We start from the raw sequence: 22,349 nt of genomic DNA on the forward strand, positions 1-22,349 counted from the left end.
TGCTGCTTGTGGGGTGGCGGTCGATTTTCTTGTCCTTACTTCTTTTTCTTTTCGTTTTGTTCATGCTTTCCATGCTTTCCATGCTTTCCATTAATGTTTTCCGTCACATCGGGTTGTCTCTGCTTTTAATTAATCATCGTGAACATTGCGGTAGTGTCAGTTTTCTGCCGCTATTGGTAGATTGGTCGCCTGACGGTTATCAATGATTGACTGCTGAATGATTGGAGAAAACATGAACCACCTGGATCAGCTGGCCAACTACCTGGCTGAATTTAATTTGCCAGCCTGGAGTATCGCCCTGGGTATCACGCTGGTATCTCTGTTGTTGATGCTGGCGCTGAAGGGAATTGTTATTTCGCGGTTGCGGCGGATAACGCAGCGTACTCCCTGGTTTTTCGATACCTTGCTGCTCAAGGCACTCAGTGCACCGATCACGATTGTGTTGGTGGGGTTTCATCTGCTGATTCTAGAACGGCTGTTCGAACACTTCGATATTAGTAGTCCGACTTTTACCACGGTGACCGGTGACTCGGCCCGTGTGTTTCTGATTGTGGCGTTGATTGTGTTTTTTGATCGTATCTCACGCGGCACCCTGGAGCATTACGCGAGCAGCTCGTCGTTGTTGTACAACAGTCAGGGTATCGCCCGTGGACTGCTGCGCGGGCTGGTCTTTGGCTTGGGGTTGCTGGTGTTGCTGGGCACTCTGGGGGTGTCGGTTACGCCGATTATTGCTTCACTGGGGATTACCTCTCTGGCGGTGGCGCTGGCCTTGCAGCCGACATTGGAGAACTTTTTTTCCGGTGTGCAGTTGCTGGTCGACAAGCCGTTTCAGGTGGGTGACTTTATTGAACTGGATTCCGGTGAGCAGGGCTACGTTCAGAAAATCGGCTGGCGCTCGACCTGGATCAAGATGCTGCAAAACAACACGGTGATCTTGCCTAACAGTCAGATTTCCCAGTCCCGTATCGTCAATTATGACTACCCGGTCAAGGAATTGTCGGTGCTGGTCGAAGTCGGGGTGCACTACAGTTCCGACTTGGAACAGGTTGAAGTGATCACCAAGGAGGTCGCCAGCGAGGTCTTGCAGCGGGTAGAAGGGGCCGAACCGTCTTTCACTCCTCGGGTGATGTTTCATTCCTTTGCCGATTCCAGCATTAACTTTACCGTGGTACTAAGAGCGCGGGAGTATGTCGATAATTTTGCCGTAAAATCCGCTTTTATCAAGGCTCTGCACAAACGCTATGGTGAAGAAGGCATCACGATTCCGTATCCGATTCGGGCGATTAATACCGAGCAAGAAGGGGCCGTCTTTACATTGATGCAGCCGCCGGAGACAGCGTCAGAAGCAAAAGTTTGACCTTGGTCTCATACTGCTACGCTAGTCAGGGTATGTCGTACCCAACGCAGTAGAATAAAGATCGTTCAGGTGTATCCCCGGCACCTGGCCGACATGGAAACGGGGCAAAGGAGCGCAACTATGGAAAGTGTTATCACTGCATTCAAGCGGTCACTGGATTTTCAGGGACGTTCGGGCCGGAAGGAATACTGGCTGTTCTATCTATTTACCCTGGTTATTTACGTCGTCTTGGCCGTACTGGCTGCGGCGACAGAAGCCATGCTGGTCGGCGTGTTGTTGGGTTTTTACGGCGTGGCAATTATTGTTCCCTCGCTGGCTGTCAGTATTCGCCGTATGCACGACTGTAATCGCAGTGGCTGGTGGGTACTGATTAACCTGGTACCGCTGGTGGGTGTTTTTATCTATCTCTACTTTGCGGTCAGCAAAGGTACAGAAGGAGAAAACCGTTTTGGTGCCGATCCATTACAACCCGGTCAGAGTCAGGATATTGTGATGGCGTAATAAAGTGTGTTTGCCGACCAATAAAAAAGAGCGCCTGGCGCTCTTTTTTATTGGTTTTAGCCGGTGCTCAGTGGCGACCAAGCAGACCGCGTAGCTCTTTCACCACAACCGGCCAGAAAGCACGCAGATCATCGTACTCATGATCCACTTCCTGCAGATACTGATCGAGATGATCAATGGCTTCATGCTGCTCGTCGGATTCAACACTGGCAAGGCGGGTCTTCAATTCCGCCAGACGAACTTCCAGGCTTTCGATCTTGCGCTGTAATTCCTGCTTGTTTTCGCTCATGTCACGAGTTCCCTTAAATACCCAGCAATTGGCTTCCGCCAATCAACACCAGTGGGGCGACAAAAAACACGCCCAGAATATACGCGCCTGCATACAACTTGTTGGCCACTGCGGCATTGGCGAGCTTCTCAGCCGCCCACAGCGGAATGTTACGCAAGAACGGGATGCTGTAGATCAGTATCACGCCCATCATGTTGTAAATCAGGTGAATCAGTGCAATCTGCAGGGCAAATACCGCATTGGGGCCGGTAATGGCCGTTGCTGCTAACAGGGCGGTCACACAGGTGCCGATATTGGCCCCGAGTGTAAACGGATAGATCTGCCGCAAGCTGAAGACACCGCTACCGGCCAGTGGCACGATCAGGCTGGTGGTGGTGGAGCTGGACTGAACCAGCACGGTAATCAGGGTGCCGGAAGCAATGCCGGATACCGGCCCACGGCCTACGGCGGCATGAAGAATGTCTTTGGCCTTGCCAACCAGCAAGGACTTCAACAGTTTGCCGATCAGGGTGATGACGACAAAAATGGTCGCGATACCCAGTACCACCATAATGATGCCAGCGGCGGTATCTGGCGTCAGGCTTTCCAGCTGGTGCTGGATAAATTTTACCGGTGGCTTGATCAACGGCTTGATGAAGTTGACACCTTTCATCGACAGCGAGTCAGCACCGACCAGCAAGGAAGCCATGTAGCCGCCGATCTTCTGCAACATGCCAAACATGATTTCCAGTGGCAGGAAGATCACCACGCACACCAGATTAAAAAAGTCGTGTACGGTCGCGGCGGCAAAGGCCCGGCGAAACTCTTCACCCTGGCGAACATGGCCAAGGCTGACGATGGTGTTGGTGATGGTGGTACCAATATTGGCACCCATCACCATCGGAATGGCAATCTCAACAGGCAAGCCACCGGCGACCAAACCAACAATAATAGACGTGACCGTGCTGGATGACTGGATCAGGGCGGTGGCGACTGTACCCACAATCAATCCTGTCAGCGGGTTACTGGCAAAGTCGAACAGCTCCTTGGCATGTTCTCCGGCAGATAATTTGAAGCCACTGCCAATAATGGATACAGCGACTAGCAAAAAGTAAACGAGACCGGCAATTTTCAGCCAGTTCAGCCAATGGGCGTTCGGGGAGAGCTGGCTGTTGCTCTGCTCAGTTGATGGAGCGTTTGCAGTGGTATCGTTCATACAGGGCGATGGCTCATCCGGTTGGTTTTATCCTGGTTCAGGAAAATCGGGCATAGTCTCCGATAATTGTGACATTTATATGACAAAGTGGATCTTCGACATTCGACATAGTTGCTGAGACTGGCTGGGCAGGCCGTTTGTCACATATAAAAGAGTCGCCGCTGGGTGCGACGTTTTAAAATCGTAAAGATGTCCGCTGTCCTGACGGACGTCAGCGTGGCGTTGGCAGACACGGGCGTTGGCAGACACCCAAAAGCGTGATGACAGAATGGTGTTCATTTGATGTTTTCCATTTGGTTGATAGACCCTTTCCAATAGCAGCCGGTATTTTTATACTGCGGAGTCTGAAAACCCCGGAGAGTTTGCATGACTGATCCCCGCTCTAGTTCTACGCGTACCCGTTTTGAGGGTACAAGCGACTACATCGCCACCCCGCAACTGCAAATGGCGGTCAATGCGGCGATTACCCTGCAAAAACCCCTGCTGTTAAAAGGCGAGCCGGGCACCGGCAAAACCATGCTGGCGGAACAAATGGCCGATGCACTGGGCACTGACCTGATTCAATGGCACATCAAAAGTACCACTCGGGCGCATCAGGGCCTGTATGAGTACGACGCCGTGTCGCGGCTACGCGATTCCCAGCTGGGTTCCGACCAGGTACACGATATTCGTAATTACATTGTGAAGGGCAAACTCTGGGAAGCCTTTGACGCTGATAAGCCCGTGGTGTTGCTGATTGATGAAATCGACAAGGCCGACATTGAATTCCCCAACGACTTGTTGCTCGAACTCGATAAAATGGAGTTTTTTGTCTACGAGACTCAGGAAAAGGTGGTGGCCAGGCATCGCCCGATTATTTTGATCACCAGCAATAACGAAAAAGAACTGCCCGACGCCTTCCTGCGGCGCTGCTTTTTCCACTACATCGACTTCCCTGATCGCGACACCATGCAACGCATTGTTGATGTGCACTTCGACAACATCAAGCAAGCGTTGGTCAGCACGGCACTGGATGTGTTCTTTGATCTGCGTAAGGTGCCAGGTCTGAAGAAAAAACCGTCCACCTCGGAAATGATCGACTGGCTCAAATTGCTGCTGGCCGACGACATTGGCCTCGATGCCCTGCAAAACAAGCAAGGTACCCAGGCGATTCCGCCATTACACGGTGCGCTGGTGAAAAACGAGCAAGACGTACAGCTGTTAGAAAAACTTGCCTTTATGAGCCGCCGCCGGAGCTGATTGTGCTGATTGATTTCTTCCAGGTTGTCAGGGCCTCCGGTGTTCCGGCGTCAGTACGAGAATACCTCGATCTGCTGCGGGCGTTGCAACACGGCCTGGTGTTCGCCGACGCCGATGAGTTCTACGCGCTGGCACGGCTCTGTCTGGTGAAAGACGAAAAGTACTACGATCGTTTTGACCGCGCCTTTGCCACCTACTTCAGTGGACTGGAGTCCTTTTCGGGTGCTCTCGACGAATTGAACCTGCCCGAAGACTGGTTGCGCAAGGAAATGGAACGGGTGATGACCGAAGCCCAGAAAGCCGAAGTGCAAGGGCTGGGCAGCCTTGATAAAATACTCGAAGCCTTGCGGGAGCGACTGGAAAACCAGACCAAGCGTCATCAGGGCGGCAGCAAGAACATCGGCACTGGCGGTACTTCAGCCTTTGGCGCGTTCGGCTACAACCCTGAAGGCATACGCATAGAGCAGGGCGAAAGCCGCCATCGCAAAGCCGTTAAAGTGTGGGAAGAACGCAACTACCGCAACCTCGACGACAGCATCGAGTTGGGCATTCGTAACGTCAAGGTGGCGCTGCGCCGACTGCGTAAATTCGCCCGCCAGGGTGCGGCTGACCAGCTCGACCTTGACGACACCATCCGCGCCACCGCCCAGAACGCTGGTTACCTTGATCTCAAGCTGGTGCCCGAACGCCATAACGCCATCAAAGTCCTGCTCTTCTTTGACGTCGGCGGCTCCATGGATGAACATATCCGCGCTTGTGAAGAACTCTTTTCCGCCGCCCGTGCCGAGTTCAAACACATGGAAAGCTTCTACTTCCATAACTGTCTGTATGAATCGGTGTGGCGCAACAATAACCGCCGCCACCAGGAACGTATCAGCACCTGGGACGTCTTGCACAAATACGGCAGCGACTACAAAATCATTTTCGTCGGCGACGCCAGCATGGCCCCCTACGAAGTGACTCATGTGGGCGGCAGCGTTGAACATTACAACGACGAAGCCGGAGCGGTCTGGCTACAACGCATTACCCGGCAGTTCCCTCACGTCGCCTGGCTTAACCCCACCCCGCAACAATGGTGGGGGCCTTATGGCTCACTCGGTATGATTCAGCAATTGATGGAAAACCGTATGTATCCACTCAGTGTAGAAGGCATCACCGCAGCGATTAAAGAGCTGACTTGAAAGGAGCCGGGTGTTTTTGCGTGTGTGGTACTGTCAAATCTCTGGCCCATGCTCTCGGCGCACGTCTTAATCTTGTTGCCGCTGCTGTTCCTTGAAAGCCAGTTTTTCCTGACGGCGCCGTTCGATGATGTCTTGCAGGTCGTTCCCCAGGTGTTCTTCGCCGCGTTGTTTGGCCAGTTGCATCTGATGTTCGCGCTGGCGGAAACGGTCGCGTTGCTGGTCTGAATATTCATCAATACAGAAGTGGCAACTAACGCCCTGCAGGTAATGTTCCGACTGTTTGTCGGCTTCGGTGATTGGGCGGCGACAGGCATGACACTGGTCGAATTCGCCTTTTTCCAGTTTATGGTTAACCGTCACGCGATTGTCGAAGACAAAGCATTCGCCTTCCCACAGGGTGTCTTCTTCAGGCACTTCTTCCAAGTATTTCAGAATACCGCCTTCGAGGTGATAGACCTCGTCAAAACCCTGTTCTTTCAGGTAGGCGGTGGACTTTTCACAGCGTATGCCGCCGGTACAGAACATGGCGATTTTCTTGTGTTTTTCCGGGTCGAGGTTTTCCTTCACATATTGGGGGAATTCGCGGAAGGTTTTGGTGTTTGGGTCTAATGCACCCTTGAAGGTACCGATGCCGACTTCGTAGTCGTTGCGGGTATCAACCAGCAAGACTTCCGGGTCGGCAATCAGCGCGTTCCATTCTTGCGGTTTGACGTAGGTGCCGACGACACGTTTGGGGTCGATGCCTTCGACACCCATCGTCACAATCTCTTTTTTGAGTTTGACCTTGGTACGGTAGAAGGGTTGTTCATCGTCGTAGGATTCCTTGTAGCCAATATTGGTCAGGCGTTGATCCTGACGCAGATAAGCCAGCAGGCCGTTGATGGCTTCACGGCTACCCGCCACGGTGCCGTTGATGCCTTCGTTAGCCAGCAGCAGTGTGCCTTTGACGTTCAGCTTGAGCATGGCGTCGAGTAGCGGCTGACGCAGTGCTTCGACGTTGTCGAGGGTTACAAACTTGTACATGGCGCAGACTACAAAGGGGCCGTTTGCCGGAGTCTCACTGGAGACAGGGGAAAGTGTCATGGTGTCCTCGCTGCCCGGAACGTAAAACCGGAGCGTGATGATTTTCGGGGCGCGGAGTATACAAAAAAATCAGCGCTATTTCAGTCGCGTTGGTACGAGCTGTCACTAAAAACCGGTGGCTTAAAAATCACCTGTGGCCGTGTTAATGCGTCCTGTGGTTGGCTGATTCTGCTAGAATTGTACAATTCCGGCAGGCTGTAATGACTCCGCCGCTTCTGACACAACAGGATTTACTTTGACCAATAACGATGTCTTTCGCCGTATTCGATATACTTTCGACCTTAAAGATTCTCTGATGGTGGACATATTTGCCGCTGCAGATTACACCGTTACCAAAGAGCAGGTCTCTGGCTGGTTAAAAAAGGAAGGTGATGAATCCTATAGGGAAGCCACGGATACCGATCTGGCAGCTTTTTTAAACGGTTTTATCAATACCCGACGCGGTAAGCTGGATGGCATTCAGCCTGAGCTGGAAGTGCGTTTGAATAATAATATGATCTTGCGAAAATTACGTATTGCGCTGGATATGAAGGCAGAAGATATTCTCGAAACCTTGCAGGTGGTTGGTTTTCGTTTAAGCAAGCCTGAGTTGAGTGCTTTTTTCCGCAAACCGGGTCATAGGCATTACCGCGAATGCAAGGACCAGATATTACGCAACTTCCTGATGGGCATGCAGCGTCAGTTACGGCCTGGTGATACCAGTGAGTATCAGCAGGATACCGATGAAAATACCGATACCGCCAGCGACAATATCTGAATAGCCAATGTTGCTGTTTTTTGAGAATCTCAGTGATATTAGCGTGATGTTATCAGGCGTGGGCCAAGCGCAAGAATAATAATCTGTTTGTAGCGGCACAGGCACCATAGTGTGCTGCTACAAACAAGACGCAAAAAATCAGAATTCGCAGTTGCCGTTTTCCAATACGTATTTGGGCAGGTCTTTTTCATCCGGAATAGGCGTTGGTGCGCCGTCGTCGTCAATAGAGACAAATTTAAACGTCGCTTCGGTGACTTTTTCTCGTTGTCCTATGCGCCCACGGCGTACCCAGGCTTCGACGTGTATTTTCATGGAAGTACGGCCGCTGTGGGCCACTTCGGTGTAGACGCCGAGTATATCGCCGACCTTGACGGGACGAATAAAACTCATGCTGTCAACGGCGACGGTCACCACGCGCCCTTGTGCGCGCTGACCGGCACAAATACCGGCTGCGATGTCCATTTGGGAGAGTACCCAGCCTCCGAAGATATCTCCGGCAGGATTGGTGTCGCTTGGCATGGCGATGGTGCGAGTGGTCAGCCGACCACGGGTAACCTCTGTCATGGTGTTATATTTCCCCGTTCTGAATGGTTCTGGGCACATCTATAAATGATTGCGCTCGACATGACGGCGTTAAACATCGACTCAAAATACTCATGCATCACTCATACACTCGGCTTTGGCTTCCTGCGTCGCTCTAACGCAAGCGTGCGCTTTTTCGTCGATTTTTGCCTTGTCCTTTTATCGCGCGCTATATTTTCAGATGCACCCTTCTGTTGTCACCCTGTGATTGGGTGAGGGTGACTGCGGTCATGCTGTTTACAGCTTGAGAGCGAATATACACCGTATGTCGCATTGAATTATCAGATTTTTTGCATGGCACTGATAGCCTGATGAGTATCAGCAAGACCAGTCTTCACGGCGAAAAAAACGAAACCCTCGGGCATCACAGTGAAAACGCACCAGTTCAACACCGCAGGGTGAAACGGGCGTCCAGGGTAGGGGTGGCAAACCCCGAACGGTTGCCCGAATACTATCAGCCGATTGTTGTTCGGCGAGAAAACGGGAGACGGTAATATGGCTGCCCCAGGGCATGCTCAGTGCGATATCAGCCCGATTGGCGCTGTCGACCAGTTGCTCGGCCAGTTGCCAGAATCCGGCATTGGCTTTGCTGGCGGCAATCAGGGTGTTGCTGTTGAAAAGCCAGTCGGTGAAGGTGATAGAGATGTGATCGAGTCTGGTTTGTGCCAGCGGCAGAGCGTGGTTCATAAACCAGTTATTGACCTGAATCTCCAGGGCATTGGCTTCGTTTTCCGTGCTTTGGGTCAGTTTGCTGCCGGTTGCCAGGGTGGTATGCAGGTTGTCGGCGGCATAGGGAATGGCAGGAATAACATCGCCGATGGCGGTGCTGGCCTGGGTCAGCAACCGGGTCAGGGCGTCGGGGTAGCGTAATATCAGCAACAGGCCACTGTCTGCTGGTGGATTGGCCCCGGTTAGTTGTAGTTCAGGTTGTGCCATTGGCTGGCGGAAGGCGTTGTAATAGATCCCACGCTGTTTTTCGGTATAGGCATCCATTCTGCTCGGCATGGCGTATCCCTGAAGAGAGGTTGGTTATTAAAATGCGACAGGGAAGATAATGGCCAATCAGGTTGCTGTCGAGTCGTCCAACAAACTGACTGCACCGTCCGTCAGGTGGCAGGCAATTTGCCCGACGGTGAATCTGGCTGTCCCTGTTAGAATGACACTTTTGTTGGTCATCAGGTAACGGATTGCATGCTCAAACTCTACCACTCCAATGATCTCGATGTTCTGAAAGGTATTTTGCTGTCGTTGATGCAGCAAAACCCGCCGTCGCCCTTCGAGCGGGAGGCGATTCTGGTGCAAAGTCAGGGTATGGCACATTGGCTCAAATTGAACATCGCCGAAGGTCTGGGGGTGTCAGCGCAGCTGGAGTTTCCGTTGCCGTTCAGTTTTATCTGGCAAGTGTTTAATCGGCTGCGGCCGGATCTGCCGGAACGCTCCCATTTTGACAAGCAATTGATGGTCTGGAAACTGATGCGCTTGCTGCCGGGCCTGGTTGCTGGCGCAGATGATGACCATCCGTGCAAGGCGATTGCCCATTATCTCGATAACGATGAGCAGGGCATCAAGTGTTATCAGCTGGCACAGACGATTGCCGATGTGTTTGACCAGTATCTGGTCTATCGGCCGGATTGGTTACTGGCTTGGGAGGCCGGTGAGAATCAGATCGAAGGTGCCGATGTCAGTCGCCATCCGTGGCAACCGGTGGTTTGGCGGGCACTGGTGGCTGATAGTGAGCAACAGGGTCACAGCCTGGCTCACCGGGCGCGGTTGATGGAGCAGTTGGCTGAGCTGGTCCGCCGTTATCCCGAACGGCTGGCCGATTTGCCAAAACGGCTGTTTGTATTCGGCATTGCGGCGTTGCCAGGCAGTTACTGGCAGGTGCTGGATGCTATTTCCAGTGTGGTGGAAGTGCACTTTTTTCTGCTTAATCCGTGCCGTAACTTCTGGGGCGATATTGTTGATGATCGACGTCGCTTACGAATTTTACAGCGCCAACCGGAAGCAGCGGCCTATCTCGATCGGGGCAATCCGCTACTGGCCAGCTGGGGTCAGTTGGGACGTGACTTTCTGACACTGGTGCATGATACCGAGCTGGCGTTGGATGTCGAAGCCTGGGTTGATACTGATCAGTCGTTAGATGAAATGAATCTGCTGCAATCCGTACAGCACGATATTCTCGAATTGCAGGATCGCCAACAGGCAGCATTTACTGCCGAGGCATTGCAGCACAGTCGTTTCAAACAGGTGGTGCTGCCGGATGACGACAGCCTCAAGCTGGTGTCGGCCCACAGCCCGCTACGTGAAGTGCAGCGATTACACGATCAGTTATTGAACTGGTTTAGTCGCCATCCAGAGTTGAACCCCCGTGATGTGGTGGTGATGGTGCCGGATATCGATGCGTACGCGCCTTATATCGATGCCGTGTTTGCCAGTGTCGATCAGTCCGTTGGTGGCAATAGTTTGCGAATCCCCTGGGCCATTGCCGACCAGTCGATATTGATGGAAAACCCGTTAATCGAAACCTTCTTGTCGTTATTGGGGTTGGCAGAAAGTCGCCTGACCATTACTGAGGTACAAGACTGGCTGGATGTGGCGGCCATTCGTGGCCGTTTTGGTATTGCCCAGAATGAGCTGGATACCATTAAGGACTGGCTGGCGCGAGCGAATATTCGCTGGGGTCTGGATGGCGCGCAGCGTGGCCGTCTTGGCTTGCCGGTGTTTGAACAAAACAGCTGGCGCAAGGGATTACGCCAGTTATTGCTGGGCTTGATGATTCCAGAAATATTGCCCGGTAGTCAGTACACACCAGGTTGGCAAGGTGACTGGCCGATTGCGGCGGTCGAAGGCACCGGTGCAGAATTACTTGGTAAATTGCTGGGTTTTGTCGATGGTCTGGAATACTGGCAGCATACCCTTGGCCAGTTAACAGATCCGGCCGATTGGTTAACCCACTTGCCAGCGCTGCTGGATGAGTTTTTTTGTACCGATTTCAGCCGCGCCGATGGCATCAGTTTGGCGGAGCAACAGCAGCAGGCCGGTTCGCTGCAACGGGTGCGCGATGCGCTGATGTTGTGGCGGCAGGAGCTGGAACAAAGCGCGGTGGTGGCGGGTTCGTCAACCGATACGGGTACAACTGCATCACCGTCAACCCCGCCGTCAGCTGCGGACGGTGGTACAGATGGTGGTACAGATGGTGGTACAGATGGTGGTGCCAGTGCCATCACCCTGTCCGGACGAGTGGTGCGGGCCTGGTTTAATGAACAATTAGGGCAGCAAGGTGGCTGGCAGCGTTTTCTGGCCGGGCCGGTGAATTTTTGTACGCTGATGCCGATGCGCTCGATTCCGTTCAAAGTCGTGTGCTTACTGGGGATGAACGACGTTGATTATCCCCGGCGGGTACCACCGGTCGGTTTTGATTTGCTGGCTTCTGGCCAACGCCGTCTCGGTGACCGCTCGCGCCGCGACGATGACCGTTATCTGTTTCTGGAAGCAGTGACTTCAGCGCAGCAACACTTGTACATCAGCTTTCGTGGCCATGGCGTGCGGGAGAACAACGAGCAACAGCCTTCGGTACTGGTCAGTGAACTGGTGGACTATATATGCGACAGCTTTTGCCTGTCGCAGCAGCAGTCATTACCGCATCAGCAGAGTCGCAGTGCCATGCGTCAGTGGCTGATTGAAGAAATACCGCTGCAACCTTTTGGCGCTGGCGTATATTTGCCGCTGGATGCCCATACCACCAATTCTGACTCCGCTGCCAATGTCAGCAAGTCGATGAGTGCCAATCGGATTACTGGCTACCATCCGCTGTGGGCCAAGGTGGCTGGCAGTCATCAACCGCTGTCACCATCAACCGCCGAAAGCGACTTTCTGTCCAGCATCTTGCCGCTACCCGAAGAATTGCTGCCGCTGCATGAGGGTGAGCGAGTGGCGATTGAGCTGACGGATATAGTCAGTGCGTTGAATAACAACGCGGATTTTTTTCTCAAGCGCCGCTTGCGCGCCAACCTGACGCCTTACTGGCAAGATCACCCGGCAGAAGAACCCTTTGGACTGGATCATCTGGAGCGCTACCTTTATCGCAATGATGAGCTGGACAGCCAGTTGGGAGAGCAGACAATCATGGCGCATGAACCGGAGTCAGAACCAGAGCCGCAAGCCCAAAACAGCCGCCTTGAGCGTCTGCAGGCGTTAGGCCAGTTGCCGGTGAACGCGTTGGGGCAACTGACGGCGCAAAAATTACAGGCTTCGGTGCTGCCTTTGACCGAGGCGGTACGGCTTGCCCGAGAGACCGCAGCAGAGGCTGGTGCAGATACAACGGCTATTGCCAGTCGAGCACTGGTAACACCGGTTGAACTGGCTGCTGATGAGCTGGTCGGTTTGTTTGCAGCTGGTCGGCTTCCCGCCAGTTCTCCCCTGTGCTGGCAAATCGAAGGTGAGCTGGGCCATTGTGTCGGGTCGACGTTGATCCGTTACCGACCCGGTGGTATTCGCGGCAGACAGCTATTGGCGGCCTGGCTGGAGCTGGTATTGGCGCGACGGGTTCATGGCGACGCCATTACCCATACGCTGGTGTTGGGCCTGGACAGTAAAAAGAAGGTCGAGAGACACCAATTGACGGCGCCGTCACAACAACAGGCCGGGGAAATTCTGGCGGCCTGCGTGGCATTTTATTTACGTGGCTGGTGCCAGCCTCAGCCATTGTTGCCGGATTTGCTCTGGCAATTGGTTCAGGCCGAAGAGGATGAGCAAGCGGATGTGGTGGCTAAAGCCGCCGAACAGGTATTCGGTGAATTGGCGTCGGTGGCTATGCTGCGGTGTTTCCCGCCGCTGGCTGATCAGCTGGAACAGCCAGTGCAACGAGCTGAGTGGCTGGCACGATTTGACTGGCTGGTGAAACCGCTGGTCGCACATTACCGTCGGCTGGAGGATGAGCAATGACCAATACGCCCGCCAACACCGTAGCCACCGTCAGCCCGGATACGGCCACGGTGAATCCGCTGGATATATCCACCTTTCCGTTACTGGGCCAGTCGTTGATCGAAGCCAGTGCTGGCACCGGTAAAACCTACACCATCGCCAGTCTCTACAGTCGCTTGCTGATTGGGCATCACACGGGTCTGGCGCAATTGAGCTGTGACCAGGTGTTGGTGGTGACCTTTACCAATGCCGCCACCGAAGAGTTGCGTGGCCGTATTCGTGAGCGTATCCGTCATAATTTTGAAGATGTCGTGCGCATGCGTGGTGGCCAGCCCGTTGATGATGATTTATTTGGCCAGTGGGTTGCGCAACTGGGGCTGGATGATGCCGGCTTGCAAACGCTGGCGACCTGGTTGCAGGCCAATCTGGCACGCATGGACGATGCCAGTATTTTTACCATTCATGGGTTTTGCCAGCGCATGCTGAAGCAGTTTGCCTTTGATACCGGGGTGATGTTCAGTGCCGAGCTGGTGCTGGATGCTGATCAGTATTTGCGCCAGGCCTGCGAGGATGTCTGGCGTAATGGCTTGTATCACCAGCAGGTATTGGCAACGGAATGGCTGTCGGCGGTGTTTCCGACACCGGCCGAACTGATGTTGACTGTGCGCAACTGGTTTGCCCGGCCAGACGCCTGTTTTATTCCTTCACCCGCGCCGGGCCAGGTGTTATTGCCGCAGCACTGGCACGATGCAGAACGCTGCTTTGAGCAGGTGGGCAAACTTTGGCAGCAATTGGGTGATCAGCAGATTCTGGAGCTGCTGCAGGCTGGGGATCTTAATGGCAACTCCTATCGCAAGGCTTCGGTGCCAGGCTGGATACGGGAAATCGGTTTGTACTTCAGCGCTCCCTTTTCGTTCAATGTGCCAGACAAACTCGGCCATTTTGGCAGCGGGATGTTGCGTGAGAAAACCAAAAAGAACGGCGTAACGCCGCAACACGCGCTGTTCGAGCAGATACAAGCACTGGTAGAAACGCTGCAACCCTACCTTTCCCAGCTGCAACAGCTGCGCTCGATGTTACCCGTTGTCTGGTTTGGTGAGGTTCGGGAGCGTTATATCGCGTTGCTGGAGCAGGCTGGCGCGATGTCTCCGGATGACTTGTTGCGGTTACTGGATACGGCGCTGAGTGGGCCGATGGGGCAACCGTTGGCAGAGCAGATTCGCAGCCTGTATCCCGTTGCCCTGATTGATGAATTTCAAGATACTGACCCGCTGCAATACCGGATTTTTGCCACTATTTATCCTGCTCATTATCCCGCTGGTGCGTCCACTTTGAAGGCTGATCCGGCTGCCACTCAGGGCCACGTTGACGAAGATCAGGGCGGCAACAATAAGCATGCCTCGGCTGCGCTGCCTGCCTGGGGTCTGACCGCCATTGGCGACCCGAAGCAGGCCATTTATGCCTTTCGGGGAGCGGATATTTTTACCTATATCGAAGCCCGCAGGGCGATGAAACCGGAACGTATCTTTACGCTGGATACCAACTGGCGCAGTCATAGCGATCTGGTTGCTGGAGTTAACGATCTGTTTGCCGAGCATCCGGCGCCATTTGTCTTCGACGACGATATTCCGTTTCATCGAGTCAAGGCCGCAGGCAAGGAAGATCAGCAGCCGTTGCGGCTGACTTTGGCCGGGGACACAGTGCCAGCGCAACCACTGCAACTCTGGTTTGATGAGGTGGAAGAAAACCGCGATCAGGGTGTCTGGCGTTGTGCGCAGCAGTGTGCCAGCAGTATTCGGGCATTATTGACCGGTACCGGCCAGCTGGGCGATCAGCCGGTACTGGCGCGGGATATGGCGGTGCTGGTACGCAGTCACAAACAGGCCCAGATCATGAAAAAGGCCCTGTCGCGAGCCGGTGTCGGAGCGGTGTTCCTGTCGCGGCATTCGGTCTTTCGCAGCCTGGAAGCGGCGGAGCTGCTGAGCTGGCTGGCCGCGATCGCCGAACCGGCGAACGAACGGGCGGTGCGTAATGCGCTGGCGACGTCGCTGCAAGGCTACCGCAGTGAGCAGCTGCACCAGTTGTTAGTAGAGGAAGCCGCCTGGGAACAACAACTGGCCCAGGTTCAGGGTTACCACGATTGCTGGTTACGCAATGGCATTATGGCCAGCCTGATGCGCTGGCTTAACGATAACGACCGGGCGGTGCGGTTACGTCAGCTCGTTGATGGTGAACGCATACTGACCAATCTGTTGCATCTTGGTGAACTGTTGCAGCAGGCCAGTCGCCGTTTGCGTGGGCATCAGGCGTTACTGCGCTGGTTTACCGAACAAGTGCTGGACGAAGCCAGCAGTGGTGATGAAGCCCAGTTGCGGCTGGAAACCGACGCCAATCTGGTGTCGATTGTCACCATTCACAAATCCAAGGGGCTGGAATATCCGCTGGTCTTTCTGCCTTTTCTCTGGAGCGACAGTTACGCTCTGAATCCCAGATCCCGGTCGGTGCAGTACTTCGACGAGCAACAGGGCGTGGTGGTGAATCTGGATCCGGATAAAAACGCCAGAGAGATGGCCACCCGCGACAGTAAGGCAGAAATGATGCGGTTGTTATACGTGGCGCTGACTCGACCAGTGCAGGGCTGTTTTATCTGGTTGTCGGCGGCGATGAGTAAGAAAACCCGGTTGCTGGATACCTCGGCACTGGGAGAGCTGCTGCAAACGACCGGGACGGCGAATCAGCAACTGGGTCAGCACCTTGGTGACAGGGTTCAGATGAGCCAGTGGCCGGGCTGGCCTGACGGTGACCGGCCACTGTTGCCTGCCGCGACTCGTGTGCCGCAGGCGCTGGACTTTTCCCGCCGACTGAAGCAGTGGTGGCGCGTCAGCAGTTTTACGGCGCTGAGTTATCACGCCGCCGGGCCGAGTGAAGCCGGCTATTCCAGTGCTGCCGAGGCAGACGCTGGCAACCCGGTGGGGTTTGCGGAAGCTGATAATCTGCGCCTCGATGAAGCCAACCGCAATCCGTCCAGCAGCGCTACTAACGTTAATCCGTCGTCAGCACCGGTCTTGTTTGATACGGCTTTTGCCGAATCGGTGGCGATCAGCTTTCCCCGCGGTGCCCAGGCCGGTACGTGTTTGCACAGCGTGCTGGAGCAATGGGATTTTCATACCCGAGAGACGCTGACCGATACCATTTTACCCGCTGAGCTGAGTCGTTTTGGCTTGTTACCAGACGCCACCGATGGTCAGAACCAGGCTCAGCAGCCGTTGTCTGGCCGCCTGGCCGCCTGGCTGATTGGCGTGGTGAATACACCATTAGATGCAGTGTCGGGATTGTCGCTGGCAGCGCTGGAGTCACAGCAACGGCTGGACGAAATGGAATTCTGCTTGCCGATTGGCGAGTTGCGGTCGGAGCAGCTCAACAGCCTGTTAATTGAATCCGACCGCGACGTCGAAGGTATCCGGCGTCCACGGCTGGAGTTCAGCCCGGTGACGGGCTATCTGAAAGGCTTTATCGACCTGATGTTCTGTTTCCAGGGGCGTTATTACCTGGTGGATTACAAATCGAATTATCTTGGCGACCAGCCCCAACACTACACTGGAGCCGCGCTGCAGCAGAGCATGGTGGAGCATCATTATGATTTGCAGGCCTGGATTTATACCCTGGCACTGGATCAGTTTTTGCGGCAGCGGCTACCGGACTATGCGCCACAGCGTCACCTCGGTGGCGTGTATTACCTGTTTTTGCGGGGCATGGGCCCTAAGACGGTTGCTGGTGCTGGTCATCCATCTGACCCGTGTCCCGGCGTTTATTTTCGCGCCATCGATCCGCAAGCACTGCAACGCTGGCAGCAGCGGCTGCTGCGTCAGACCGGGGTGGCAGAGGTTCAGGAGCGGGCAGAGGTTCAGGAACGCCAGCTGTCGACACCACTTCCGCAACAACAGATTCAGGGAGAACTGGATTTATGATCACTGTTATCCATGAGTCTGCGTCTGGGCGTCGGCTGGTACCGGTGCTGGCACCATTAACAGCGCGGACATCCTTGTCACCGCTACTGGTGCGGTTAAGGGATTCCGGGCGACTGCGGGAGATTGATCAGCAACTCAGTCGGCAACTGCTGGAGTACGAAGGACAGTGCCCGCCGGAGCAGGCGCAGGCCTTGTATCTGGCTGCAGCGTTGGTGTCGGTGGTACTGGGCCGGGGACAAGTGTGTTTGCCACTGGATCACGCGCCGCTGCCGGAACTGGCGGCCAGCTGGCCAGTTATCGAACATTGGCGCGACTGGCTACGTTCTTGTCAGGGTTGCTGGTGGTGTCCGTGTGACGACGAGACGTTGGTGGCCGATGCTTATCAGGGTCAGCCTCTGGTGCTGGAGCAGCGACAGGTGGCGGGTAAACCGGTATTACGTGTCTACCTGGCGCGGTATTTTTTCTATCAAAGTGGCTTGGAGCAGCAAATCAAGGGGCGTCTGGATCTGTCAGCGGAGCAGAGTGTGCAGCAGCCTGATTTACGGCAAGCATTGACGACGCTGTTCCCGCGTCAGCTTGATGGCCAGCACGACTGGCAGGCAATGGCGGCGACAACCGCCTGCTTGCAACATTTCAGTGTGATCACCGGCGGCCCGGGTACTGGCAAAACGACCACGGTTACGCGTTTGCTGAGTGCCTTGCTGACGCTGCAGCCATCATTACGCATTGCATTGGCCGCACCTACGGGTAAGGCCGCAGCGCGTATGACCGAGTCCATTCGGGCGGCCAAATTACGGGGTGGTATTGCCATGGCAGAACGTATTCCGGACGTCAGCTTTACCTTGCATCGGTTACTGGGCTGGCACCCCGGTGGCTTCCGTTTTGGCCCACAACGGCATTTACCGTATGACTGTGTGGTGGTGGATGAATCGTCGATGATCGATCTGGCGATGATGTATCAACTGATGAGTGCGCTGGCTCCGACGGCACGGCTGGTGTTACTGGGCGACAAGGATCAGCTGGCGTCGGTGGAAGCGGGCAGTGTACTGGCTGATCTGTGTGATGCCGGTGCTGTCCACTGGCCAGATACCGACTTTGGCCAGCAGGTTGAATCCCTGTGTGGTTATAACCCGGCGCTTGGTCGGCCCGACTCCGTGGCAGATGACACTCACCACCCAATGGTTAACGCCGTGGTGCAACTGCAGATATCCCATCGTTTTGATGCCAACAGCGGCATTGGTCAGTTAGCGGCGGCGACCAACTGCGGTGATGTCACTGCGGCGTTGAATATGTTTCCCCGCTACGACGACATTGAGTTACTGCTGCATCCGCTCGACACCAGCGAGCCGGTAGGCGGCAGCCAGCCATGGCAGGATGTGCTGATTGAGGGTTATCGCCACTATTGTGAAGCGGTCGCGGCAGCGGACAGCCAGCGTATGCTGGCGGCGTTTAATGATTTTCAGGTGCTGGTGGCGACTCGGCAGGGGCCGTTTGGTGTTGAGGTAATCAATGCCCGCATTGAAGAATTGCTGACCCGTGCCGGTCTGCTCAAGCGTACGTTCGATAGCCTGTGGTACTCTGGCAGGCCGGTGCTGGTTACCCGTAATGATTATGATCTCGGTCTGTTTAACGGTGATATCGGCGTGACGGTGGCAGATGCCAGTGGTGCTCTGCGGGTGGTGTTTCAGACCGCTGATGGTGGTGTCCGGCAGCTGTTGCCCAGTCGTTTGCCCAGTCATGAAACTTCTTTCGCCATGACAGTCCATAAAAGCCAGGGTTCAGAGTTTCGTGCTGTGCAACTGCTGTTACCTCCGGTCTGGCAGGCGGTGATCACGCGGGAACTGGTATACACCGCCATTACCCGTGCACGTGAGCACTTTGTCTTGCTGACCAGTCAGAGTTGTTGGCAGCAGGGACTGGCCAGTCGGGTCGAAAGGGCCAGTGGTTTACGCGATGCTTTATGGGGATAGTGACAGGCCAGGTGGTCAGCGGCTGCGCACCAACGTAACAATGTATGCAACTTATTTTTGCACTATCAGGAGACAGCATGGCTGCCAGCAAGTCACCCAATAACCGGTCTTCATCCCCATCCTCTGCAACAGCGGTGTCGCGGGGATGGCTGTTCTGGCTGGGACGTTCTTTTCTGCTGTTATTGGTGTTACTGATTTTATCAATCCCGCTGATCCGTTTTGCCGGTCCGCCACTGGCGCTTTCCTGGTTGCAACAATGGTATGCCGACCAGGGTGAGGATTATCAACTGACGTTGACCGACTGGCAGTTGGCGGTGATCAGTGGTGAACTGACCCTGACCGGGGTGACCTTGCAACATCCGGGAGTGGGTGCCGGAGCAACCCGTATCGGACAGCTCACGCTGGATATTGATACTGGCCAGATTCAACACCAACTGATTGATATTACCCGGCTGCGACTGGATGGGGTACGGCTTGCTGCTGTCCGTCAGGGGGATCAGTTACTGGTGGCCGGACTCTCTTTGCCGCTGGCAGCGAACGGCGCTGAGACGGCAACTGAAAACAGCCAGACAACCGCCGCATCAACATCATGGGCTGTTCGACTGGGCAATCTCAGTCTGACAGACTGGTTACTGGGCTGGCAGCAAGATGGCCTGGATACTCAGCTGAGTATGCCTTCCGTCGATATAAGCGGTTTTGACAGCCGCACGGATGACGATATTGAACTGGCAGCAACCCTGTCGCTGGATCGACTGTCCGGCAACCAGCAATTATTGCAGAGCCTGGCGCCAGATCTGGATTTGAACACTCTGATACCCGGCTTGCCTGCGGGTACACCACAAACTCTGACGCTGGATCAGCCGATGCTGCTGAAGTGGCAAGGCCGCCTGACGCACTGGCATACAGATCCGGGGGTTAGCGGTGATCTTGCTATCGGCCCATTAGCATTGACGTTGCTGGATACGACTCAGGCCGGGTTTGGCAGTCTGAAGCTGCAGGGGCTGGTTGCCGACGCAGAACAACAGAATTTGAGCCAATTCCAACTCGACGGCGTCAGTATTAAAAGTCGCGTCGATGCCAGTGTCACCCCAACAGCAGAACCGGTGACCTTGTTTGCCCTGAATCGATATCAGGCTAATACACTGGCGTTTGATGGGATCACGCTATCTGTCGGGCAACAGACCATTGCCGGTGTATCGCTGGATGGTCGTTACTATGACGGCAACATTGCCGGATTACCGTTGCAATTACCCACCAGCGCCGCAGCTGCGGACGAGACTGCAGCGCCAGCAAGTGCTGATTCTCAGGCCACGACGACCAATGCCAGTAGCAGTGCTAACGCCGTTAGTCGCCAGTTTGAGGTGTTGTTGCAGGGCATCGTCGTCAATGATGTTGACCTGCGTTGGCAGCAAGACGGTATACAGGCTCGTATCACTGCCAATGAAATGACCGTTGGCCTGGTAAACAGCGCTGAAAATTTACCCATTGATCTGCAAGGCTCTCTGCAAGTGGCGGAGTTGCATATCAGTCAGCCGCAGCCAGTCGATTTAAAGCAGCCACTGATCTTTAGCTGGCAAGGGGCGCTCAACGACTGGCGGCGTGATCCGGAATTGACCGGTGATGTCACCTTCAAACACTTCGATGCTGTGGTGGGTAACCAGCCGCCGGTGTCGCTGGAAGAGCTGAACCTGAACGGGATTCGTGCTGATCGCAGTGTTCAGACGCTGGAGCAGCTGGTGGTGAATGGTTTGACGTTACAGCTGCCCGACAGTGCCAATGCAATTGCCAGGAAGCAGGGGATGTTGTTCAGTCTTGGGCGTTATGAAGTACCGTCGATTGTCTTCGATGGCCAGACCCTGAGTACCGGGGTACATCAATTCTCCGGCTTGCAAGCCCATCTGACCCGGCTGGAAAATGGTTTGATCGCCGGGTTGCCATCACCATCGGCGGTAACTGTTGCGGCTAATACAAGCAGTATTAATACGGGCAGCACGGGTAATAACAAAGGTGTTATGGATGAGTCGGCCAGTGATGAGGCTGGTTTGGTGGTTCATATCGCTGGTGTAACCATGATGGAAGCAAGTGCGGAAGAGCCATCGGCGAGCCGCATCTACTGGTACGATTTGGCGGTATCGCCACCTCATAAAAGTACACTGACGCTGAAAGCAGTCAGTATCGGTGAACTGGATTCCGCTGCCTTGCTGAACGAAACTGGCAAACCGGTACCTGTGTCGGTGAGCGCTGGACTGGACGACTACAACAGCATTGAATTTACGGCGAATGCCGGGTTGCGGCAGGGATTACCAGAAGGCAAGTTCAAGTTGGTCGTGCGTCAACTGAATTTGCCTCCTTTCAGCCCCTATGTGGTTGAGGCAATGGGCTACAAGGTTCAGAAAGGCATGCTGAAACTGGATAGCAACCTCGATATTGTTAACGGACAAATGAAGGGCAAGGCACTGTTGGTACTGCAGAACAGTCGTTTCGAGCCGGAAGATCAGGACACCATTGATCGTGTCAGCAAGCAGATCTCGATGCCGTTAGAAACGGCGCTGTCGGTGCTGAAAGACGATAACAACAATTTGAGAATCGACGTCCCGCTTACGGGGGCAGTGAATGATCCCGATATCGGCATTCAGGATGTATTGCAGCAAGTGACCAAAAAGGCGGTGAGAACCGCCACATTGTTTTATCTGAAGCAGGCCTTTCAACCCTATGGCACCTTGATCAGTATTGCTTCCCTTGCCAGTGATCAGCTGTTTGCCATACGACTTAATCCGCTGACGTTTGCCGAGCAGGACAGCACACTCAGTCCGGACCATCAGTCCTACCTCGACAAGGTTGCCACGATCATGGCCAGCAAAACAGAGCTGGAGCTACAGGTATGCCCGCTGGTCAGTCGTGGCGAAGCCAACACCCTGGGCGAAGGCTGGCAAGCCTTGGCGATTGCCAGGGGACAATCCGTCAAAGCTTATCTGGCGCAGCGGCAGGATGAGAAAAAACATTCTCTGGGGGATCGTGTCTCCGTTTGTAATCCGGCTATGGCTGAGACACCCCAAGTTGCGCTCGGATTTTAGTGAAGCACTGTGGCTGGTCTTGGTGATTCAGTGTTTTGGTTTGAGTGAGACAAATGTGAAGTGGTTCACATTTTTTGTGTCTATATCATCACAAAGTAGGGATTCCTTTATTTCCCGTTGTCAATAATGCGATCAGTGTCAGGCTGCGATATTCAGGCAGTGATATGCTGGCACTTCGTTAAAGGTACCATAAAGAGTGCAGTGTTATTGCGCTTAGTGGAACCAAGAGA

General features: G+C 54.5%; 14 protein-coding genes. 9 read left to right on the forward strand and 5 right to left on the reverse strand.

Features of this window, described 5'->3' with window-relative positions; translation table 11 throughout:
- Positions 1-232 precede the first annotated feature (232 nt).
- Together SOJ49_RS08025 and SOJ49_RS08030 are read left to right on the forward strand one after the other, a co-directional pair.
- Entirely contained in the window at positions 233-1,357 is a 1,125-nt protein-coding gene (locus tag SOJ49_RS08025) for a mechanosensitive ion channel family protein (RefSeq protein WP_369857702.1), read from the forward strand.
- 120 nt (positions 1,358-1,477) lie between these two features.
- Entirely contained in the window at positions 1,478-1,858 is a 381-nt protein-coding gene (locus SOJ49_RS08030) for a DUF805 domain-containing protein (protein WP_369857703.1), read from the forward strand.
- A gap of 67 nt (positions 1,859-1,925) precedes the next feature.
- Here SOJ49_RS08030 and SOJ49_RS08035 read toward each other — a convergent pair whose 3' ends face one another.
- Together SOJ49_RS08035 and SOJ49_RS08040 are read right to left on the reverse strand one after the other, a co-directional pair.
- Positions 1,926-2,147, reverse strand: a complete 222-nt coding sequence (locus tag SOJ49_RS08035; RefSeq protein ID WP_369857704.1) for a hypothetical protein — start codon at positions 2,145-2,147, stop codon at positions 1,926-1,928.
- Positions 2,148-2,160: 13 nt separating this feature from the next.
- On the reverse strand, positions 2,161-3,342 hold the full coding sequence (locus tag SOJ49_RS08040) for a Na/Pi symporter (RefSeq protein WP_369857705.1): 1,182 nt from the start codon (positions 3,340-3,342) through the stop codon (positions 2,161-2,163).
- 366 nt (positions 3,343-3,708) lie between these two features.
- Between SOJ49_RS08040 and SOJ49_RS08045 the strand changes: the two genes are divergently transcribed.
- Positions 3,709-4,581 (forward strand): AAA family ATPase, encoded by an 873-nt coding sequence (locus SOJ49_RS08045; RefSeq protein WP_369857706.1) that lies wholly within the window; start codon positions 3,709-3,711, stop codon positions 4,579-4,581.
- A gap of 2 nt (positions 4,582-4,583) precedes the next feature.
- Entirely contained in the window at positions 4,584-5,762 is a 1,179-nt protein-coding gene (locus SOJ49_RS08050) for a VWA domain-containing protein (RefSeq protein WP_369857707.1), read from the forward strand.
- A 66-nt stretch (positions 5,763-5,828) separates the two neighbouring features.
- Here the strand turns inward: SOJ49_RS08050 and SOJ49_RS08055 are convergent, their stop codons facing one another.
- Positions 5,829-6,845, reverse strand: coding sequence for a rhodanese-related sulfurtransferase (locus SOJ49_RS08055; protein WP_369857708.1), 1,017 nt, complete (start codon positions 6,843-6,845; stop codon positions 5,829-5,831).
- 235 nt (positions 6,846-7,080) lie between these two features.
- Between SOJ49_RS08055 and SOJ49_RS08060 the strand changes: the two genes are divergently transcribed.
- Positions 7,081-7,602 carry a DUF1456 family protein gene (locus SOJ49_RS08060; RefSeq protein ID WP_369857709.1) on the forward strand — a complete coding sequence of 174 codons (522 nt, stop codon included), beginning with the start codon at positions 7,081-7,083 and terminating at the stop codon, positions 7,600-7,602.
- 138 nt (positions 7,603-7,740) lie between these two features.
- On the opposite strand, the gene SOJ49_RS08065 is transcribed toward SOJ49_RS08060, so the two are convergent.
- Positions 7,741-8,166 (reverse strand): acyl-CoA thioesterase, encoded by a 426-nt coding sequence (locus SOJ49_RS08065; protein ID WP_369857710.1) that lies wholly within the window; start codon positions 8,164-8,166, stop codon positions 7,741-7,743.
- 336 nt (positions 8,167-8,502) lie between these two features.
- Positions 8,503-9,189, reverse strand: a complete 687-nt coding sequence (locus SOJ49_RS08070; RefSeq protein ID WP_369857711.1) for a hypothetical protein — start codon at positions 9,187-9,189, stop codon at positions 8,503-8,505.
- Positions 9,190-9,375: 186 nt separating this feature from the next.
- On the opposite strand from SOJ49_RS08070, the gene recC reads away from it, so the two are divergent.
- From recC to SOJ49_RS08090, 4 genes are all read left to right on the forward strand, one after another.
- Positions 9,376-13,128 carry an exodeoxyribonuclease V subunit gamma gene (gene recC, locus SOJ49_RS08075; RefSeq protein WP_369857712.1) on the forward strand — a complete coding sequence of 1,251 codons (3,753 nt, stop codon included), beginning with the start codon at positions 9,376-9,378 and terminating at the stop codon, positions 13,126-13,128.
- On the forward strand, positions 13,125-17,075 hold the full coding sequence (gene recB, locus SOJ49_RS08080) for an exodeoxyribonuclease V subunit beta (protein WP_369857713.1): 3,951 nt from the start codon (positions 13,125-13,127) through the stop codon (positions 17,073-17,075). Before recC ends, recB begins: the two co-directional genes overlap by 4 nt.
- A complete protein-coding gene (gene recD / locus SOJ49_RS08085) occupies positions 17,072-19,045 on the forward strand; it encodes an exodeoxyribonuclease V subunit alpha (protein WP_369857714.1) in 1,974 nt (657 codons plus the stop codon). Before recB ends, recD begins: the two co-directional genes overlap by 4 nt.
- Before the next feature lie 77 nt (positions 19,046-19,122).
- Positions 19,123-22,119: a DUF748 domain-containing protein gene (locus SOJ49_RS08090; RefSeq protein WP_369857715.1), complete on the forward strand. Its 2,997-nt coding sequence runs from the start codon at positions 19,123-19,125 to the stop codon at positions 22,117-22,119.
- The last annotated feature ends 230 nt before the right edge of the window (positions 22,120-22,349 follow it).

The organism is Candidatus Thalassolituus haligoni (assembly GCF_041222825.1).
Classification (GTDB): Bacteria; Pseudomonadota; Gammaproteobacteria; order Pseudomonadales; family Oceanobacteraceae; genus Oceanobacter; species Oceanobacter antarcticus.

What these genes read in the sequence shown, in the direction of transcription:
- SOJ49_RS08090 (WP_369857715.1), top strand. Translation starts at nt 19,123, where the DNA reads ATGGCTGCCAGCAAGTCACCCAATAACCGGTCTTCATCCCCATCCTCT.
- recC (WP_369857712.1), top strand. Translation starts at nt 9,376, where the DNA reads ATGCTCAAACTCTACCACTCCAATGATCTCGATGTTCTGAAAGGTATT.
- SOJ49_RS08045 (WP_369857706.1), top strand. Translation starts at nt 3,709, where the DNA reads ATGACTGATCCCCGCTCTAGTTCTACGCGTACCCGTTTTGAGGGTACA.
- SOJ49_RS08070 (WP_369857711.1), bottom strand. Translation starts at nt 9,189, where the DNA reads ATGCCGAGCAGAATGGATGCCTATACCGAAAAACAGCGTGGGATCTAT.
- recB (WP_369857713.1), top strand. Translation starts at nt 13,125, where the DNA reads ATGACCAATACGCCCGCCAACACCGTAGCCACCGTCAGCCCGGATACG.
- SOJ49_RS08030 (WP_369857703.1), top strand. Translation starts at nt 1,478, where the DNA reads ATGGAAAGTGTTATCACTGCATTCAAGCGGTCACTGGATTTTCAGGGA.
- SOJ49_RS08035 (WP_369857704.1), bottom strand. Translation starts at nt 2,147, where the DNA reads ATGAGCGAAAACAAGCAGGAATTACAGCGCAAGATCGAAAGCCTGGAA.
- SOJ49_RS08065 (WP_369857710.1), bottom strand. Translation starts at nt 8,166, where the DNA reads ATGACAGAGGTTACCCGTGGTCGGCTGACCACTCGCACCATCGCCATG.
- recD (WP_369857714.1), top strand. Translation starts at nt 17,072, where the DNA reads ATGATCACTGTTATCCATGAGTCTGCGTCTGGGCGTCGGCTGGTACCG.
- SOJ49_RS08055 (WP_369857708.1), bottom strand. Translation starts at nt 6,845, where the DNA reads ATGACACTTTCCCCTGTCTCCAGTGAGACTCCGGCAAACGGCCCCTTT.
- SOJ49_RS08025 (WP_369857702.1), top strand. Translation starts at nt 233, where the DNA reads ATGAACCACCTGGATCAGCTGGCCAACTACCTGGCTGAATTTAATTTG.
- SOJ49_RS08040 (WP_369857705.1), bottom strand. Translation starts at nt 3,342, where the DNA reads ATGAACGATACCACTGCAAACGCTCCATCAACTGAGCAGAGCAACAGC.